At 33.6% G+C, this 19,328-nt stretch carries 16 protein-coding genes and 3 pseudogenes; 11 read left to right on the top strand and 8 right to left on the bottom strand.

The features are described 5' to 3' along the window. The 5 genes from ADIWIN_RS05800 to ADIWIN_RS05780 form a co-directional block, all read left to right on the top strand. Nucleotides 1-464: TIGR04282 family arsenosugar biosynthesis glycosyltransferase (locus ADIWIN_RS05800; protein ID WP_040756631.1), on the top strand; the 464-nt coding region annotated here is incomplete at its 5' end. After that, complete coding sequence (locus ADIWIN_RS05795) at nt 457-1,269, top strand: purine-nucleoside phosphorylase (RefSeq protein ID WP_020895958.1); 813 nt, start codon at nt 457-459, stop codon at nt 1,267-1,269. The genes ADIWIN_RS05800 and ADIWIN_RS05795, both read left to right, overlap by 8 nt. A 71-nt stretch (nt 1,270-1,340) precedes the next feature. Continuing rightward, nucleotides 1,341-2,249, top strand: a complete 909-nt coding sequence (locus ADIWIN_RS05790) for a sterol desaturase family protein (protein WP_020895957.1) — start codon at nt 1,341-1,343, stop codon at nt 2,247-2,249. A 27-nt stretch (nt 2,250-2,276) separates the two neighbouring features. Continuing rightward, nucleotides 2,277-3,137 carry a DUF547 domain-containing protein gene (locus ADIWIN_RS05785; protein ID WP_020895956.1) on the top strand — a complete coding sequence of 287 codons (861 nt, stop codon included), beginning with the start codon at nt 2,277-2,279 and terminating at the stop codon, nt 3,135-3,137. Nucleotides 3,138-3,169: 32 nt separating this feature from the next. Next, on the top strand, nt 3,170-4,012 hold the full coding sequence (locus tag ADIWIN_RS05780) for a TIGR04283 family arsenosugar biosynthesis glycosyltransferase (protein ID WP_020895955.1): 843 nt from the start codon (nt 3,170-3,172) through the stop codon (nt 4,010-4,012). On the opposite strand, the gene ADIWIN_RS05775 is transcribed toward ADIWIN_RS05780, so the two are convergent. Then, on the bottom strand, nt 4,013-4,744 hold the full coding sequence (locus ADIWIN_RS05775; protein ID WP_020895954.1) for a metallophosphoesterase family protein: 732 nt from the start codon (nt 4,742-4,744) through the stop codon (nt 4,013-4,015). It lies immediately after the preceding gene. A gap of 170 nt (nt 4,745-4,914) precedes the next feature. Here ADIWIN_RS05775 and ADIWIN_RS05770 point away from each other — a divergent pair, with 170 nt between their 5' ends. Next, a complete protein-coding gene (locus ADIWIN_RS05770; RefSeq protein WP_020895953.1) occupies nt 4,915-6,444 on the top strand; it encodes a carboxypeptidase-like regulatory domain-containing protein in 1,530 nt (509 codons plus the stop codon). A 20-nt stretch (nt 6,445-6,464) separates the two neighbouring features. On the opposite strand, the gene ADIWIN_RS05765 is transcribed toward ADIWIN_RS05770, so the two are convergent. Continuing rightward, nucleotides 6,465-7,472 carry a glycoside hydrolase family 113 gene (locus tag ADIWIN_RS05765; RefSeq protein ID WP_020895952.1) on the bottom strand — a complete coding sequence of 336 codons (1,008 nt, stop codon included), beginning with the start codon at nt 7,470-7,472 and terminating at the stop codon, nt 6,465-6,467. A gap of 96 nt (nt 7,473-7,568) precedes the next feature. On the opposite strand from ADIWIN_RS05765, the gene ADIWIN_RS05760 reads away from it, so the two are divergent. From ADIWIN_RS05760 to ADIWIN_RS05740, 5 genes and pseudogenes are all read left to right on the top strand, one after another. Beyond that, nucleotides 7,569-8,873 carry an NAD(P)/FAD-dependent oxidoreductase gene (locus tag ADIWIN_RS05760; RefSeq protein ID WP_020895951.1) on the top strand — a complete coding sequence of 435 codons (1,305 nt, stop codon included), beginning with the start codon at nt 7,569-7,571 and terminating at the stop codon, nt 8,871-8,873. A gap of 2 nt (nt 8,874-8,875) precedes the next feature. Continuing rightward, nucleotides 8,876-10,465, top strand: coding sequence for a 4Fe-4S binding protein (locus ADIWIN_RS05755; protein WP_040756630.1), 1,590 nt, complete (start codon nt 8,876-8,878; stop codon nt 10,463-10,465). A 269-nt stretch (nt 10,466-10,734) separates the two neighbouring features. Then, complete coding sequence (locus ADIWIN_RS05750) at nt 10,735-11,427, top strand: glycosyltransferase family 2 protein (RefSeq protein ID WP_020895949.1); 693 nt, start codon at nt 10,735-10,737, stop codon at nt 11,425-11,427. Continuing rightward, a pseudogene (locus tag ADIWIN_RS05745) lies at nt 11,424-12,913 on the top strand (cellulose synthase family protein). The gene ADIWIN_RS05750 and the pseudogene ADIWIN_RS05745 overlap by 4 nt, the downstream one beginning before the upstream one ends. After that, nucleotides 12,910-14,301: an MptA/MptB family glycosyltransferase gene (locus ADIWIN_RS05740; protein ID WP_020895946.1), complete on the top strand. Its 1,392-nt coding sequence runs from the start codon at nt 12,910-12,912 to the stop codon at nt 14,299-14,301. The pseudogene ADIWIN_RS05745 and the gene ADIWIN_RS05740 overlap by 4 nt, the downstream one beginning before the upstream one ends. Nucleotides 14,302-14,329: 28 nt before the next feature. Here ADIWIN_RS05740 and ADIWIN_RS05735 read toward each other — a convergent pair whose 3' ends face one another. The 6 genes and pseudogenes from ADIWIN_RS05735 to speB form a co-directional block, all read right to left on the bottom strand. After that, complete coding sequence (locus tag ADIWIN_RS05735; RefSeq protein WP_020895945.1) at nt 14,330-14,701, bottom strand: hypothetical protein; 372 nt, start codon at nt 14,699-14,701, stop codon at nt 14,330-14,332. A gap of 171 nt (nt 14,702-14,872) precedes the next feature. Continuing rightward, nucleotides 14,873-15,286: a VOC family protein gene (locus ADIWIN_RS05730; RefSeq protein ID WP_020895943.1), complete on the bottom strand. Its 414-nt coding sequence runs from the start codon at nt 15,284-15,286 to the stop codon at nt 14,873-14,875. 121 nt (nt 15,287-15,407) lie between these two features. Further along, nucleotides 15,408-15,734, bottom strand: coding sequence for a hypothetical protein (locus tag ADIWIN_RS05725; protein WP_020895942.1), 327 nt, complete (start codon nt 15,732-15,734; stop codon nt 15,408-15,410). Between the two features lie 134 nt (nt 15,735-15,868). Further along, nucleotides 15,869-17,400: pseudogene (locus ADIWIN_RS05720) on the bottom strand (carbon-nitrogen hydrolase family protein). Continuing rightward, nucleotides 17,400-18,377, bottom strand: coding sequence for a deoxyhypusine synthase family protein (locus tag ADIWIN_RS05715; RefSeq protein ID WP_020895940.1), 978 nt, complete (start codon nt 18,375-18,377; stop codon nt 17,400-17,402). The pseudogene ADIWIN_RS05720 and the gene ADIWIN_RS05715 overlap by 1 nt, the downstream one beginning before the upstream one ends. Next, nucleotides 18,367-19,306: pseudogene (gene speB / locus ADIWIN_RS05710) on the bottom strand (agmatinase). The gene ADIWIN_RS05715 and the pseudogene speB overlap by 11 nt, the downstream one beginning before the upstream one ends. Nucleotides 19,307-19,328: the final 22 nt, after the last annotated feature.

Genomic DNA, 19,328 nt, shown 5'->3' with positions numbered 1-19,328 from the left:
ATTTTTCTAATGCTATTGTAGATGATCAATGGAAAGGTGAATTTAAAGCGGTGCAACATGGAGCTGATTTAGGTGAGCGCATGCTTAATGCTTTTAAAGATGGCTTTGATGCTGGCTATGACAACATCGTTTTAGTTGGTTCTGATTTACCAGATATAGATGTCGCTCACATAAAAAACGGTTTAGAGGCCTTAAACACTAATGAAGTGGTTTTTGGACCAGCAGAAGATGGTGGCTATTATTTAGTAGGTATGTCTAAATTGAATACCGAAATTTTCACCAATAAACCATGGAGTCAACCCAATTTATTAGAATTAACGTTACAAGAGTTACAGAGTAATCAAATTTCAGTTGGTACCTTAGACACTTTAAACGATATTGATACTTATGAAGACCTAATTGCTTCAGATTTTTATAAATCGAACATCAAATTACAACAAAAAATACAGCAACTCAATGATTAAATTAATTACAGAAAGCACAGAATATTTACAAAGCAAAGGTTTTGAAAAACCAGAAATCGGTATCATTTTAGGTACTGGTTTAGGGCAGCTAATTAATGAAATTGAAATCTTAGCCGAAGCAAGTTATAATCACATTCCAAACTTTCCAACGGCAACCGTAGAGTTCCATAAAGGCAAACTTATTTACGGCATTTTAGAAGGTAAAAAGGTGGTTGTTATGCAAGGCCGTTTTCATGTTTATGAAGGTTACTCTTTACAAGATGTAACGTTTCCGGTAAGAATTATGGAGAAATTGGGTATAACAACCTTATTGGTTTCTAATGCTTCTGGCGCCATTAATCTCGATTATAAAAAAGGAGAATTAATGCTTATTGACGATCATATTAATCTTCAGGGAGGTTCCCCTTTAGCTTTTAAAGGAGTTTCAGAATTAGGAGAACGCTTTACAGACATGAGTGCCCCTTATGATGCTGAAATTAATTCGAAATTTGAAAGCATTGCTAAAGCACACAATATAACGTTACACAAAGGTGTTTACGCTAGTGTGGTTGGCCCTCAACTCGAAACTCGCGCCGAATATCGCATGTTAAAAATTATGGGATCTGATGCGGTTGGTATGAGTACGGTTCCGGAAATTATTGTGGCAAATCACTTGAATTTAAAGGTTGCTGCCGTTTCTGTGTTAACAGATGAATGTGATCCGGAAAATTTAAAACCCGTTGATATTTCAGAAATCATTGCAATGGCGGGAAAAGCAGAACCGAATATGATTACACTTTTTAAAGAGTTGATTAAGACCTTATAAAAAAAGACCTACAAGGTTTTAAAAACCTTGCAGGATAACAAAAGAGATTCCTGCCTACTCAGGAAGCAACTATGGAAAAATACTTAGACCTCATTAAAAATTCTTATTCCGGATATTGGAATTACCTCAAATACGAACTCATTGATCTTAATCATTGGGACAACTTTTTTTATGGTCTTATCCTTATTTCTGTTTTAGTTTGGATTTTAGAAATTGCATTTCCATGGAGAAAAGAGCAGGCCTTATTTCGAAAAGATTTTTGGCTAGATACGTTTTACATGTTTTTCAATTTCTTTTTATTGAATCTTATTGTTTTTATTGCCTTAACGAATACCGTTTCAGAACTATTTAATGATGTTTTGGGAGTTGTTGGGCTGTCAGTTTCAAGCTTTCAACTTTTTGATGTCGATGAACTTCCTAAGTGGTTAGGTCTATTTATCTTTTTTATTGTTTCAGATTTTGTACAATGGAATACCCATCGGCTTTTACACCGTTTTGAATGGCTTTGGAATTTCCACAAAGTACACCATTCCGTAAAAGAAATGGGCTTTGCCGCACACTTACGTTACCATTGGATGGAACCTGTAGTTTATAAATCTATACTTTACATTCCTATCGCTATTATTGGCGGTTTTGATGCACAAGATGTTGCTATCGTCTATTTCTTTAGTATTGCTATTGGTCATCTCAATCATGCTAATTTGGGTTGGGACTATGGTATTTTAAAATACATTTTCAATAATCCTAAAATGCACATTTGGCATCATGTTAAAGAATTACCTAAAGATGTAAGGTTTGGTGTCAACTTTGGACTGACTTTAAGTATTTGGGATTACATTTTTAAAACCGATTATATACCACACGACGGTAGAGATATTGAACTCGGTTTTGAAGGTGATGAAAATTTTCCTAAAGATTTTTTAAAACAAGAATTGTATCCTGCGTTTTCAAAAAAGCATGACATCAAGAGTTCAGAATAGCATATTTAACATCTAAAAACACCATACATGAAATATTTATCAGCCTTAATCGTCACCTTAATATTTACTTTATCGTGTTGTGGATTGCAACAAACAACTCAAGATAAAGCTATAGAAACAAATACTTCTGAGGTTGTTTTTGCGGAACCCAAAAAAGAAGATAATTTTACTAAAATAAGCTTAGAGGAAGACGGTACCATAAGTGATGATAGCATTACAGAAACTACAGAGATTATTTACACCGAAGCTTTTGACCATGCTATTTTTAATGCATTGCTAAAAAAGCATGTTTCAGAAAATGGAAATGTTAATTATAAAAGCATCAAAAGTGAATCAAAAACATTTCAACGTTATATTGACTTATTAAAATTGCATCAACCCAATGATGATTGGACGAAGAACGATAAACTCGCTTATTGGATTAACGCATACAACGCTTTGACCATAGATTTAATCCTCAGAAATTACCCAACAAAAAGTATTAAAGATATAAAAGACCCTTGGGATCAGCGTCTTTGGAAATTTGGTAATACTTGGCAAAATTTAAATGATATAGAGCATGAAATACTCAGAAAAATGAATGAACCTAGAATTCATTTTGCTATTGTTTGTGCTTCTGTATCGTGTCCTAAACTTCAGAATACAGCATTTACAGCTTCAAATCTAGACCAACAATTAACCGATGCTACAAAAGAATTTTTAGCAGATACGTCTAAGAACGAACTTTCAAAAGACAACATAAAGATTTCAAAAATATTCAGATGGTTTAAAGATGACTTTGAACAAAATGGAAGTTTAATTGATTTCTTGAATAAATACTCAGACATTACCATTTCAGAATCTACTAAAAAAAGCTACACCGATTACAATTGGAATTTAAATGATTAAAACTACAATCATTATTTTATCGTTAGTAATATATGATTAGTATAATTATTCCTGTTTTAAATGAAGCTGATACTATTAGTCGTTTGTTAACGCATTTAATTGAGAATTCGTCGCCTAAGAACATTTCTGAAATTATTGTGGTTGATGGAGGCAGTACGGATGGGACTTTGGGCATTGTTAAAGACTTCGTCACTTCGAGTAATTCTGAACGCAGTGAAGAATTGTATCGAGAAGCTTTTTCAGATGTTCTCGACACAAAATTCCAAAAAAAGGATTTCACTCGAACTGACGTACAAGATAACGCTAAAAGAGATCCTGAATCAAGTTCAGGATTGGAAAATAAATCAAATATTCTTTTGATTAATTCGCCAAAAGGAAGAGCAAAACAAATGAATTTGGGGGCAAAACATGCAACCGGAAGTATTCTGTACTTTCTTCATGCTGATTCTTTCCCACCTAAAGACTTCGATCAACTTATTATAAATGAAGTCCAAAAAGGGAACCAAGCAGGTTGTTTTAGAATGCAGTTTGACAGTAACCATTGGTGGCTGTGTTTAGCTAGTTGGCTCACCCAATTTTCTTGGCGTGCCAGTAGAGGTGGCGACCAAAGTCAGTTTATTACAAAAACACTATTTAACGACATTAGTGGTTATAACGAGAACTATATTATCTACGAAGACAATGTTTTGATTAATGAATTGTATGCTCGGAATGAATTTACGGTTATCAATAAAAAATTGACAACCTCAGCAAGACTCTATCGTAAACATGGTATTTGGAAACTACAATATCATTTTTGGACAATTTACGTCAAGAAATGGTTTGGTGCTTCAGCTGAGGAATTGTTAGCTTATTACAAAAAGCATATTTGTTAACTATTTCTTATTCCTTCCCAATTCATCAGGATACAAACCCATGACTCTATTACTCTGAAAAACTTCTTTTGTATCAATATCTATAGCAGATAATTTACCTGTAAAGGTTGCTCCTGTATCTACATTCCATACATTACCACAATTCATCGGTTGGTCTTCACTAAAATTAATGGTAGGTGTATGACCAATATAAATTTCAGAATAATGCTTTAGGCGATTTGGATAAAGGACTGAACTTTGATCAATATTTTTATCCATTGTTAATGCCATTTCCCAAAGTGTTCGGTCAAAATAGAAATTTTCTTTATGTAATTCGCTTTCTACTCCTTTCATAGACGTAAAGCCTGCATGCACAAATAATCTATTTTCGGCATCTAAATGATATAACGGCATCACCTCAAAAAAATGGAGATGCATTAATTTTTGGTCTTTAGAAAATGCATCATAACTTTCAATGGTTTCCTTGCCTCCATGTTCAAACCACACGTCGTTTATAATACCCGACGCCAACCATTGCTCACACCAAACATCATGATTTCCTTTAATAAAAACACAGGTATTGGTTTTAGACAATTCAATTAAATATTGAATCACTTGTGCAGATTCACTCCAGCCATCAACATAATCTCCTAAAAAAATTAATGAATCCTCTGAGTTTACATTTGCTCTATCTATAATTTGAGTTAAACCTCTTAATCCACCATGAATATCCCCAATCGCTAATGTTCTCATCTTACTTCATTTTTTTCAAAGCTAAAGCTTAATTTCTAATAAAGACACCCTTAAATAGGCTTAAACTTGTTAAACTTAAGATAAATCTTACTTAACAAAAGATTAAATCGGCTTTCTAAAATATATCAATCTTATACTTTGGCTGAAAATCAACCAACCAATCCATCATCATGAAAATCAATCAAATCATCGTTGCTATAGCATTATTTGCTATGGTAACATCACACGGACAGCAAACATTTACTTCAAAACTCTTAGATCTAAGCACAGAGAAACCCATTCCTTTCGCAACCATTCAGTTCAACTCAAAAACAGGAGTAATCAGTAATGACAATGGCGAATTCAACATCACCATAAAACGTGCTGTAGTAGAAACCGACTCACTAATGATAAGTTGTTTGGGTTATGAAGAAAAGCGAATTCCGCTTTTTAACTTCAACAACTCCCCTATTTACTTAAAACCAAAATCTGTGGATTTATCGGAAGTATTAGTCACCAATAAAAACTATACTATTGACGAAATTTTAGATAAAATAAAAGAAGGTTTAACTGTTAATTATGATTACAGTTATAACAAACGCAAACTCTTTTACAGAACATCCTATTATACTGAAATGGACAAATACGATGTTACTTTAGAAAAATCGACTATACCAGAATTTAACCAACAATTCATAGATAGTCTACTTCAAATTATGCCTAAAAACAATAGTAACCACACTGAAATTTTAGGAGAAATCTACGGAGAAATTGATCCTGAGGCAACTCAAAAAATGGACATCTTAAAAGCCTGTTACTTATATGATAAATCTAAGGATATCAATATGGATAACTACGAAAAACGCTTCAATGATATCTTTAAAAAATATGTAAAACGCGATTCATATTTTAAAATAAAATCGGGTTGGTTTAGTGTAAAAGAAGAAATGGATTCTTCATTATTTGGGGATTCAAATGAGAAGGAGGAAACCGCAACTGATGCTTTACTTGCCGAACAAAAGAAAAAAGATTCGATCCGTAAAATCGGTTTTTTACATTGGCGAAAAATGCAGATCCATAATTTTGAAAACGATAATTTTATTGATGACGACAATGACCTCAATTTTATTCATAAATCTAGACGGTACGAATTTGAAATCGCAGATTATGCTTATATCAATGATATGTTTGTGTATGTTATTCCATTTAAGCCCAAACGAAGTGAAGACTTTTCTGGAACCATGTATGTGAACACTGAAGACTTTGCGGTTGTAAGAGTTGATTATAAAAATGTGAAGCCACTAAGTAAGTTTTCTCTTCTTGGTATTTCAATGAAAAAATTTCTAAAAGAAGGGACTATTATTTTTCAGAAAAACGATAATGAAAAATATACTCTTAAATACAAAGATGAAACTTTAGGAGAGCAAGTTGGTATTAAAAGACCCATAAAAATTGTAGAGAAAAACAAAAATGTAAAAGGCAGACGCAAACAAAATGAACTAAAAGGAGACATTCATTTTATCGTTAGAAATATTGAAAAAACAGAGCTTATTGTCTTTGAAACCAATGCCATTTCTGAGTCTGATTTTAAAAATTTTAAAGAAAAATCACTTGTTACTCCTACGCAATTAAACCAATACGATCCTGAGTTTTGGAAAGGTTATAATATTATTGAACCTAATAAAGCCATAAAAGATTTTAAGGTTCTCGAAGGTGAATAAACAAAACGAATACACAGCCACTATTTTTTATAGTAGTGTGCCTTTATAATTTGCTCCACGGGCTTATTCTGTGGAGTAAATTGATTGTCTTCTAAACCACCAACTTTATGATGATCTATAAACCATTTCCATAAGTAACCACCAGCAAACCAATCTTCTTGCCATACGGCTTCAAATAAAGCTTCCGTAGCATTGTTTTGTGCTACGAGATTTACAGAAGTCATAGAACGATCGTAGCGCCAAGGTTCTTTTCCTGAATAATCGACGCTTCTATAGCCAAACTCCGTAAACAGAATCGGTCGATCTAATTTTTCAGAAAAACGCTTTAAACCCGGTTTATGTTTTTCCCAACCTTTTATACAATCTTCAATCGTTGGTGTTTGCATTTCACTCACTGGAAAATAAGCATCAATACCAACATAATCTAATTCCGACCAAAAAGGTGTCGTCCAAAATTCATCCCAATTCGCAGCATAGGTTAGATTCCCGGTATAGACCGTTCTGATTTCCTTTATTAATTGATGCCAATACTCTGGTCTATTTTTTATAAATTCTTCAAGCTCGGTTCCTATACAAAATACTTCCACATTTAATTCCTCAGCCAATTCAGCATATTCCATAACAAAGTCGGTATACGACGTTTCTAACAATAGCCAATCGGCCTCCGAAGACGCTTTTAAAAACCCTGTAAATTCACCATGAGAAATCCATAATTGCGGCTTCACCATCACATTAATACCTTCCTTGTGAAGTGCCTCAATATACTGTCCGGCACCAGATCGTGTTTCACCAAACCACTGACGTTCGGTATTATGAATTATTTCAGGGTGATTAAGATCCGCAATAAAACCAAAAGGCATTACAGCAGCAGCATTCGCATTAATGTTCAGTATGGGTTTAACATGTGTCGAATCCACGACTCCTCTAGAAGCGACAAAACTAACACCATTAATCTTAGAAGGTTGATGTGGAATCGCAGCACAACTAATAAAAATGACGCTTAAAAGGAAATAAAAAATATATCGCATACTGTAAAATTATGCCTAAATTTAAAGAAATTCGACTAATAGATTAAGGTTTTAACAAAAGCTTCGACCTATAGTCCATATCAACAACCTAATTATATGGAACACATCGTTATTATTGGCAACGGCATTTCTGGAGTTACGCTTGCGAGACACATCAGAAAGTTATCCGACAAAAAAATAACTATCGTCTCAGTCGAAGCCGATTATTTCTTCTCTCGTACCGCATTAATGTACGTTTACATGGGACATATGAAATTTGAACATACACAACCTTACGAAAATTGGTTCTGGAAAAAAAACAGAATTGAACTCAAAAAAGGCTATGTAAAACAGGTTGAAACAGAAACTAAAACACTTCATTTTGCCGAAGGTGATACGCTTCAATACGATAAATTAATTATTGCAACAGGAAGTAAACCCAATAAATTTGGTTGGCCAGGACAAGATTTAAACGGTGTAATGGGCATGTATCACAAACAAGATTTGGAAACGCTTGAAACACATGCACCCAATAAGGATGTATGTAAACGTGCCGTGATTGTTGGTGGTGGATTAATAGGTATTGAATTGGCTGAAATGTTGAATAGCCGAAGTATACCAGTAACATTCCTTGTTAGAGAAGACAGCTTTTGGAATGGTGTTTTGCCTCAAGGTGAAAGTGAAATGATTAACAGACACATTAAGAATCATCATATCGATTTACGACTTTCTACAAATCTAAAAGCCATTAACTCAGACGAAAATGGTAATGTAAAATCCGTAATTATTGAAGAAACAGGTGAAGAATTAGAGTGTAACGTTGTTGGTTTAACTGCTGGAGTCACACCAAATATAGATTTTATAAAAGATTCTGGTATTGAAATTGGTCGTGGTGTTAAAGTGAATCGATTTTTAGAAACCAACATACCAGATGTATATGCCATTGGTGATTGTGCTGAACAACATGAAGCTATTGGAAACAGAAGACCAATTGAGGCCGTTTGGTACACTGGTCGTATGATGGGTGAAGTTTTAGCGCAAACCATTTGTGGTAATAAAATGGAGTATAAACCAGGTCATTGGTTTAATTCGGCTAAATTTTTAGATATCGAATATCAAACCTATGGTTGGGTGTTTGGAAAAAATGGACGTCCGGATTACGAACAACATTTTCATTGGAAACATGAAGACGATACGAAATGTATAACTGTCGCTTACGATAAAAACACCAATCAATTTTTAGGTATTAACACATTCGGTATTAGAATGCGCCATGAAGTTTTTGACAAATGGCTTACCGAAAAACGGGATGTTGATTACGTAATGAAGAACCTCTCTGAAGCCAATTTTGAGCCTGAATTTTATTCAAGATTTGAAAATGAAATTTTACAAGCATACACTAACCAATTACAAACTGCATAAAAATGAGCAATAAATTAAATCATAGTATGTCTTTGGCAAAACCAGATGCTTTAGATATTTCAAACAAACAAAAAGTAGCACTTTCTGCAGGAGTCATTGGGTTATTTATTTTAGCCTTAGCACTTTTTAATACTAATTTCCCAAACAAAGCCGTGTTTTTAACGCTTTCATTAGGTTTAATAATTGGTGGTATCGTTGTCTATTCTAGAGAGGCCTATTTATCTAAATTAGAAGGTATAAAAAATGATGGAGTTTGGTTTAAATCTATTTCCTCGCGTGGAGTTTGGGGTTGGATTGTTGGTGTTATTTTAACCACATTCTATATCGTCCTTTACTTCTTTCCTAAATATTTAGGTTTAGGTGTTGATGGTGCTGAAAACACAGGTTTAATTAGTTTATTCGACCCATTAAGTCACCTATTAAGTGGCAGAAACGCGAGCCAATGGTTTGTGTACGGAACTCTTTATACCGTTGCTATTTTAGCCTTTGGATATAAATTTATATTAAAATACAGACATAATCGTTACCAACAATTGCGTACCGTTTCAGTCATGTTTTTTCAGTTAGGTTTTGCCTTCTTGATTCCTGAATTTATGTACGTTATGAATAACGATTTACCATACTACGATCTTAAAAGTATATGGCCCCTTAATTATTACATTTTTGACGAATGGTCTGTAAACGGCTTTTTATCTAATGGAAATATTGGTATCGCCTTACTCATATTTGGTGTCCTATCCATATTTGTGTTTACACCTATTTTAACCTATAAATACGGCAAACGTTGGTATTGCTCTTGGGTATGTGGTTGTGGCGGACTAGCAGAAACTGCAGGTGATTCCTTTAGACAATTATCCTCTAAAAAGATGTCGGCTTGGAAATTAGAACGTTGGTTAATCCATACCGTTTTAGTGTTTTCTATTGTAATGACAGCTGCGATGGTTTATTCTTACTTAGGTTACGATAAAAATGATTTTTGGCTAACTAGAGGTGTTTTTATAAGCTTAGTCATTGGTTTTTTAACTCTAGTTTTCGCGGCAGTAATGTTATTTAAAAGACATGAATTAGGAAAAGATGCAAAATACGGAGCTATAGGATTTTTCATTGTGATTGCTCTTTTACTGATTATGCATTATACAGGCACAACCGATCATCTGTTTTATATTAAAGCCGGAGCCTTAAGATCTGCTTATGGTATTTACATAGGTTCTATTTTTTCTGGAGTGATTGGAACTGGATTTTATCCCATTTTAGGAAATCGTTCTTGGTGTCGTTTTGGTTGTCCAATGGCAGCGATTCTTGGATTCCAACAACGTATGTTTTCAAAATTTAGAATTACTACTAATGGTGGTCAATGTATTTCTTGTGGTAACTGTTCTAACAGTTGCGAAATGGGTATCGATGTAAGACACTATGCTCAAAAAGGTGAAAACATTGTGCGTTCTAGCTGTGTCGGTTGTGGTATTTGTTCTGCAGTTTGCCCAAGAGGTGTATTAAAATTAGAAAATGACACTATGAAAGGACGTATCAATCCAACAGAAATCCTTTTAGGAAACGATGTTGATTTAATGGATTTAGTAAATCAGAAATAGTTCTCAGTTGCAGTCTCAATAAAAAAATAAGTAAAAGTTGATATAGTTTTACCTACTCCATGGATTCTAATTATTGTAAAAATATTTAAAGATTCATGGAGTTTACATAGAGAAACTCGGATAAAAAGATAAACATTAAATTTTATTAAAAATTTCGAATCGTTTTTGTCATAAAAAATATTAAAAGAATTGTATTGTATCACTGCAGCTCTACAGTTTTGCGGCTGTGCGCGATTTAATTCTTACTTTTGCACCTTCAAACCAACTCAATGCCCAATATAATAGTTATTATTCCTGCTTATAACGAAGAAGAGTCTATTCCTCTTGTGGTTAGAGACATACCTTCAATTGTCAGTGAAATTATTGTGGTGAGTAATAACTCAACGGATAACACAGAAATTAATGCCAAAAATGCTGGTGCAACGGTTTTAATTGAAAACAGAAAAGGCTATGGTTATGCCTGCTTAAAAGGCATGGATTATGTTTCTAAACTTAAAATAAAACCAGATATAATTGTTTTCTTAGATGGAGATTATAGTGATTATCCTGAAGAATTAACAAAAATCGTTCAACCTATTTTAGAAGATAATGTTGATTTTGTCATTGGTGCTCGCGACAAAGACTTACGAGAAGAAGGCTCTATGACCTCGCCTCAAATTTTCGGTAACTGGCTAGCAACGAGCCTTATGTCACTGTTTTTCCGTTCAACTTTTACAGACTTAGGTCCGTTTAGAGCTATTAAATACAATACGCTTTTAGGTTTAAACATGGAAGACAAAACCTATGGTTGGACGGTAGAAATGCAGCTCAAAGTATTAAAGCAAAAATTAAGCTATAGGGAAATTCCTGTTAATTATAGAAACAGAATAGGTGTCTCAAAAGTTTCAGGTACGATAAAAGGTGCTATCTTTGCAGGCATAAAAATCCTAGGTTGGATTTTTAAATATAGTTTTAAAAAATGATTCTCGAATCGATTATTATTGTCATTTACACCATTGCCATTGTACTAATATTCATGTATGCTTTGGCGCAACTCAATCTACTTTACAATTATTTATCTTCAAAAAAGAAGAGGGAAGATTGTGAAACCTTTGATTTTTCAAATTCTGAAGAAATTCCTGTAGTTACCATTCAACTTCCTGTATTTAACGAGATGTATGTAATGGAGCGCCTGTTAAACAATATTGCGCTTTTAGAATATCCTAAAGACAAATTAGAAATTCAGGTTTTAGATGATTCTACAGATGAAACAGTTGCAACAACAAAAGCACATGTAGAACAATTGGCTAAAACAGGTTTAGACATCACACATATTACAAGGACAGACCGAAGTGGTTTTAAGGCTGGTGCGCTTAAAGAAGGCTTAAAAATTGCAAAAGGTGAATATATTGCCATTTTTGATGCCGATTTTCTACCGCAACCTAACTGGCTAAAACGTACCATCCCTTATTTTAAAAATGAAAAAATAGGAGTTGTTCAGACACGTTGGGGTCATATTAATCGCGATTATTCTTTACTAACTAAAATTCAAGCGTTTGCTTTAGATGCACATTTTACTTTAGAGCAAGTCGGACGAAATAGTAAAGGGCACTTTATTAATTTTAATGGTACAGCTGGCGTTTGGAGAAAAACTTGCATTATTGATGCTGGTAATTGGGAAGGAGATACACTTACCGAAGATTTAGATTTAAGTTATAGAGCACAATTAAGAAACTGGGAATTTAAATATCTTGAAGATGTTGAAACTCCAGCAGAATTACCTGTGGTGATTAGCGCAGCACGTTCTCAACAATTCCGTTGGAATAAAGGTGGTGCAGAAAACTTTAGAAAAATGCTTTGGCGCGTTTTAAAATCTGATAATATTTCGACAAAAACTAAAGTTCATGGTTTACTTCATTTATTAAACAGTACAATGTTCTTAAGTATATTTACGGTTGCTATTTTGAGTATTCCGATGTTGTATATAAAGAACGAATATGAACATTTAAGAAACTACTTTTATGTGATGAGTTTCTTTGTAATGAGTACCATTATTTTCTTTGTATGTTACTGGTTTATGTACCGTAGTATTTATGGTAGTGGCTTCAAAAAATTCTTTAATTATGTAGGTATGTTTTTTACCTTTTTTCAATAGCTATGGGCTTTTCGCTTCATAATTCTATTGCTGTAATTGAAGGGCACATTGGAAAACGAAGTGAGTTTGTACGGACTCCAAAGTTCAATATTAGTACCATTAGAGATTCATGGAAAGGCAATAAATACATCATAAAAAAAGTATCTCCTCATGTTATTATTGAAGGTATATTAATGCTTTATTTTGCTTTTGGTATGTATAGCGCTTTTGTTGTTGGAGACCAAGGTGGTGATTTTGGATTATTTCCTTTTCATTTAATGCTATTTATTGGCTTTGGATATGTGTTTTTTAAATCACTTAGCTCTAAGGCGTGATTGCGCTTTGGAAATATCACAAAATTCCATTTCTATTTTTCATTGCTAGTTGTATTGTTTATTTATGGTTTGCTTACCATATAACACGCATTGAAACGACTCAACTACTGCTTTTATATATCGCATTATTTGTATTTGCTTATAAAATCATTAAGACTTCCGGGTTTAATACTTCGACTTCGCTCAGCACAGGCTTTAGACTATTAGTTATCTTTTCTATTGCTTTTAGGGTATTACTCCTTTTTTCAATTCCGAATTTATCTCAAGATTTCTATCGCTTTATTTGGGATGGCCGCTTAATTCTTGAAGGCTTTAACCCTTATCTCTACACTCCAGATTCTTTTATTAATAGTGGAAAATTCCCCGTAGATCAGGCTCAGGAATTGTACAATGGCATGGGAAGCTTAAGCTCCTCTCATTTTTCTAATTACCCTCCTTTAAATCAATTGTGTTTTGTTATTGCTAATCTATTTCCTGGTCAAAGTATTTTAAGCTCTGTAATTGGTTTAAGGCTAGTTATTATAGCCGCAGACATTGGAACACTATACTTTGGGAAGAAACTTCTAGAACGCTTAAAACTACCGTCAAATAGAATTTATTGGTATATTTTAAATCCGTTTATTATAATTGAGCTTACAGGCAATCTACATTTTGAAGGTGTCATGATATTCTTCATAATATGGGCATTGTACTTATTACACGCTCGTAAATGGAAATGGGCTGCTGTAGTGTTGGCCTGTTCTATTTCTGTAAAATTAATCCCACTAATGTTGTTACCTTTATTTTTTGGATGGTTCAACTCCAATAAGTTGAATGGTCAAACTGAGAGATTAGGTCTCTTAAAATTAATTGCGTTTTACTCCATTGTTATTGCAACCACATTATTATTGTTCTTACCATTCTTTTCCATGGAATTTGTAACAAACTACTCTAAAACAGTTGGACTATGGTTTGGTAATTTTGAATTTAATGCCAGCATATATTATGTCGCAAGAGCTATTGGATATGCACTAACCGGTTATAATGAAATTGCTATAATAGGTAAAGTTCTACCTATCATTTCCGTAGCTATAATTCTCGGGTTTTCATTCCTAAAACAAAACAATAGCTTACCTAGATTAGCAGCGTCAATGTTGTTAGCGCTAACGTTCTATTTATTTTTAAGCACAACGGTGCATCCATGGTATATTGCCACATTAGTTATACTTAGTGTGTTTACAAATTACAAGTTTCCACTGGTTTGGTCCTTAGTGATTGCATTAAGTTATTTAGCATATTCTAATAGTACCTATTCCGAAAACCTTTGGATAATTGCTTTAGAATATGCAATTGTTTTATCCTTTTTCACCTGGGAGATTTTTATAAAAAAAAGACCGCTAGTTTCCTAGCAGTCTAATTTTATGAATTAAGTTGTAACTACAACTTCTTTATTTGAACTATTTTATAAGTTTCATAGACTTCTGTGTATCCATTTTCATCTACTTCTTCAAACTCAGTAATTTCGTAAGTGATTTCAAAACGCTTACCAACCATATCCTTTGATTTAAGATTTATAGCCTTAAGAGCTTCTGCTGTAATTTCAGAAAAATATACTGTTTCTTCACTATCCTCATCGTCTGCATCCTCATTAATTAAAAAAGCATACCCATCATCGGGATCATAACCATCAAAAGTACCAGTAGTTGTTACTTTTATCTTTTCCTGAATATTTTCATGTGATATTGAAAATGCATTTGCGCTTAACACCATTACCAGAAGCACAAATACTGTAATTTTTTTTGTATTCATTGCGTTTAATTTTTATGCTGAATTGTTATCAGCATGTTTTAAATATAGATTGTGGTTTTGGGAATTTGCCACCTCAAGCCCAAATGCTTTTAGATTACAACCTCTTGGTTATAATTACGTGGATATAAGTGACGTTTATTTTTCTGTATCGTACTAAATAAATAGTAGCAATTATATTTTAAATATGTCTTTGGAGTCTTTAAAACTCTTAAATTCTAACATGTAATCATTTGAATCTTTGATGAAGAATGATAAATGTTCACCCTCCTTATCTTTTAAAAACGTAGTTTGAGTGACCACTTTTAAATTCAAATGATTCAGTTTAGCATAGAGTTCTCCCCATTTTTCAACATCAATAATAACACCAAAATGAAATGAGGGTAATAACTTACCTTCAAACACATAATTTGGACTATTGAAATTGAATTTTTCGGCTTGAATAAAAGTGAGCTGATGATTAAATAAATTTATATCCAACCAGTTCTCACTAGTTCTTCCTATAGAAGCGCCAATATTGTTAGTATAAAAGTTTTTTGTGTCTTCTACACTTAAACATGGTAATGACATGTGAAATGATGATTCCATAATTCAACCATTTAAAATTTATACAATTTTAATTTAAAGTTCAACTTAACTTTTAGTAGACCAAAAAGTTAAGTTGAAATCTTATAGTAAATTACAAAATTAGTTTCAACTAAACTAAACTTTAATCGAAATCTTCGTCCTCTGCTCCAGGCTCTAAATCTGGATCTACAACAGCATCTGGATCGTCATCTTCGAAGTCTTCATAATCGTCTTCGTCGTAATTTTCCATGGTTTGCTCTAACTTCGTACTCACTTTTACCAAATACTTGGTATCTTCTGTAGTGACCTCTACGGCTTCGACTGTTTCGTTTTTTGCATTTTTAAACGAGATAACATTATCGTCGTCATATCCATCAGGATATTTTTCAACCAGAAGAGATAAAATTTCTGGTGTCAATTTTTTAAAATCAACTATAACTCGTTTTAAATGTGCGTCTTTTGGTTTCATTAGGTAAATTCTATTTTTTCTATATGTCAGATGTTATAGTTATTTCAAAATTAATTCTCCGTGATAAACTTTTAGCAGCGGCTATTTCATTTGTAATACTATTTCTGAGGCTAATTTTTTTTTAAATATAATACTTATTTGTTTACTCGAATAACATCATAAAAATCTTTTCTACGATCTTTTAAATTTTTCACCGCTCCAAAGGAATGTAATTCTCTTAATAATCCCAAATCTACATCAGCAACTAATATCATTTCTGTGTTTGGTGTCGTTTCTGCTTTTATACCATTACTAGGGAATGAAAAGTCACAAGGCGTAAACACAGCCGATTGCGCATACTGAATATCCATATTATTTACATTTGGCAAGTTACCAACACTACCGGCAATAGCAACATAACATTCGTTTTCTATAGCTCTTGCTTGCGCACACAAACGTACTCTAGAATAACCATTTTGGGTATCTGTTAAAAACGGAACGAATAAAATATCCATACCTTCATCTGCTAATAATCTTGATAATTCAGGAAATTCAGAATCATAGCAAATTAAAACACCAATTTTTCCGGCATCGGTTTCAAAGGTTTTTAACTGATTACCTCTTTGCATTCCCCAAACTTTAGCTTCATCTGGAGTGACATGAATTTTCTCATAACGCTCTAAACTTCCATCTCTACGACATAAATAACCCACATTATAAAGCACATCATTAACAACCTCTGGCATACTGCCTGTAATGATATTGATATTGTAAGAAATTGATAACTGCTGCATTCTCTCTACAATAGTCTGCGTATAACTTGCTAGTTCTCTAATCGCTTGTGGCTCGTGCATATGATTATACTTGGCCATCAATGGTGCATTGAAAAACTCAGGAAACACCGCAAAATCCGAACGATAAGCAGAAACACTATCTACAAAGTATTCTACTTGTTGCATTAAATCGTCTAAACCATTATACGGACGCATTTGCCACTGAATTAAACCCAAACGCACTACTGTCTTTACGCTACTCGCTTTTTTGTTGGGTTTAGTATAATAAATATTATCCCATTCCATTAGCACCGCATACTCACTAGAAGCTGTATCTCCTTCTAAATACCCTTTTATAATCCGAATGGGATGGAAATCATTAGACGTCTGAAAGTTTAAAACCGGATCATGAATTTCCTTATGTTTAACTTTCTGAATGTATTCTTTTGGTGAATATTGATCTTTATATTTGTAGTAATTTGGCATTCTACCACCAAATACAATCCCTTTTAGATTTAGATTTTCACATAATTCCTTACGGTAATCATATAAACGACGGCCTAAACGTAAGCCTCTAAATTCTGGTTTTATAAAAACATCAATTCCATAAAGCACATCTCCATCTGGATCGTGATTTTTGAATTTATCCCCTTCTATAATGTCCGCGTAAGTATGGTTATCGTCAATTTTATCGTAATCCACAATTAAAGACAAAGCACAACCTGCCAATTGACCGTCGATGCGAATGACTACTTGACCTTCAGAAAAAATAGAGGTCAAACGTGCAATATGGTCCTTTTTCCAATACGAATTCAGAACACCACCATACGCTTCTAAGGTTGCTGATTTCAATTCTTCAAAATCACCAACCGTTAAAAACTTAATTCTATATTATCAATTCTATGCTCTTCCATTACATATCTAAAAGATAAGCAAAAATTAAAGGTGCAACAATAGTAGCATCACTCTCAATGATAAATTTTGGTGTATTAATATCTAACTTACCCCAAGTAATTTTCTCATTTGGCACAGCTCCAGAGTACGACCCGTAACTGGTTGTACTATCGCTAATTTGACAGAAATAGCTCCAGAAAGGTGTTTCCGGACGTTCCATATCTTGATATAACATTGGTACTACACAAATAGGAAAATCACCAGCAATACCTCCACCAATTTGGAAGAAACCGATGCCATTTTGCGAATTATTTGTATACCAATCTGCTAAAAATGTCATGTATTCAATACCAGATTTCATGGTACTAGCTTTCAATTCACCTTTAAGCACGTAGCTTGCAAAAATATTACCCATAGTACTATCTTCCCAACCTGGGCAAATAATTGGTAGATTTTTTTCAGCTGCTGCATACATCCAAGAATCCTTAAGATCTATTTCGTAATGCTCTTCTAAAACACCAGATAATAACAATTTGTACATATATTCATGCGGAAGGTAACGTTCACCTTTAGCTTCAGCATCTTTCCAAATCTTAACAATATGTTCTTGAATACGTCTAAATGCTTCCTCTTCAGGAATACAAGTGTCAGTGACGCGATTTAGTCCTTTTTCCAATAAATCCCATTCATCTTGAGGTGTTAAATCTCTGTAGTTTGGTACACGTTTATAATGGCTATGCGCCACTAAATTCATGATATCTTCTTCTAAATTCGCTCCTGTACAAGACACAATTTGCACCTTATCTTGACGAATCATTTCGGCAAAAATCTTACCTAATTCTGCAGTACTCATAGCACCAGCTAAAGACACCAACATCTTTGCGCCAGAATTTAACTGATCTTCGTAACCCTTTGCTGCATCAACTAAAGCTGCTGCATTAAAGTGTAAATAATACTTTTCTATAAATTTTGAAATTTCTCCTTTATTAGTAGTCATCTTCTGTATCAAATTTAGATTTTTTATTTCCTGAGTTTGTTGAATCGTTGAAGTTACTTTCGAAACCATCTTCAATATTTTGGTCTCTAAATTTGTAGCTCAACATTTTATAGTACAATTTGGCCGCTAAGAAATCTGAAGATTTTTCGTTTTATTTGGGCATAATTCTACGATGTCAAATCCAACGACATTCTTTTCTTCGAATACTTGCTTTAAGAATTCGAGTGTTTCATAATATAATAAACCTCCCGGTTCTGGTGTTCCTGTGCTTGGCATAATTGAGGGATCAAAAGCATCTAAATCAAATGTGATAAATACATTATCTGTCATTTGATCGATTGCAGAATCCATCCAGCTATCATCAACAGCCATTTCGTGAGCGAAATATGTTTTCTCCTCATCCATTACAGTTTTCTCAATAATATCCATTGAGCGAATACCAACCTGAATTAAGTTCGTCGTTTGACTCGCTTCATAAACGGCACACGCATGATTACATGCAGAACCTTCGTAACTTTCGCGTAAATCCGCATGCGCATCGATATGTAAAACTGTAATATCGTCGAACATTTCATTGAAAGCTCTAATGGTTCCGATAGACACCGAATGTTCACCACCAAAAACAGTCACAAATTTGTTCTTTTTAATGTATTTTTCGTGGCTTGATGCACGGCTTCTACCATCGCCTCTGGCGACGAATTTTCAGTAACAGCATCAGCTAAAAACACACCTTGTTGATACACTTCAGAACCGGTTTCAATATCATAGAGCTCCATATTTTCTGAAGCATCTAAAAACGCATCAGGACCTTTATCAGCTCCTTTTTGCCATGTACTTGTACCATCATAAGGTACAGGAATTAATACAATTTTAGCAGTTTCTAATTTTGCTAATTCTTCTGGAATACCAGCGTAAGTTTTTGTTTTCATTATTAAGTTATTCTAAGTAATT

This window comes from Winogradskyella psychrotolerans RS-3, assembly GCF_000427335.1.
Classification (GTDB): Bacteria; Bacteroidota; Bacteroidia; order Flavobacteriales; family Flavobacteriaceae; genus Winogradskyella; species Winogradskyella psychrotolerans.
The sequence above is the reverse complement of the archived record's forward strand: the minus strand, read 5'-3'. Positions and strand labels throughout refer to the sequence as shown.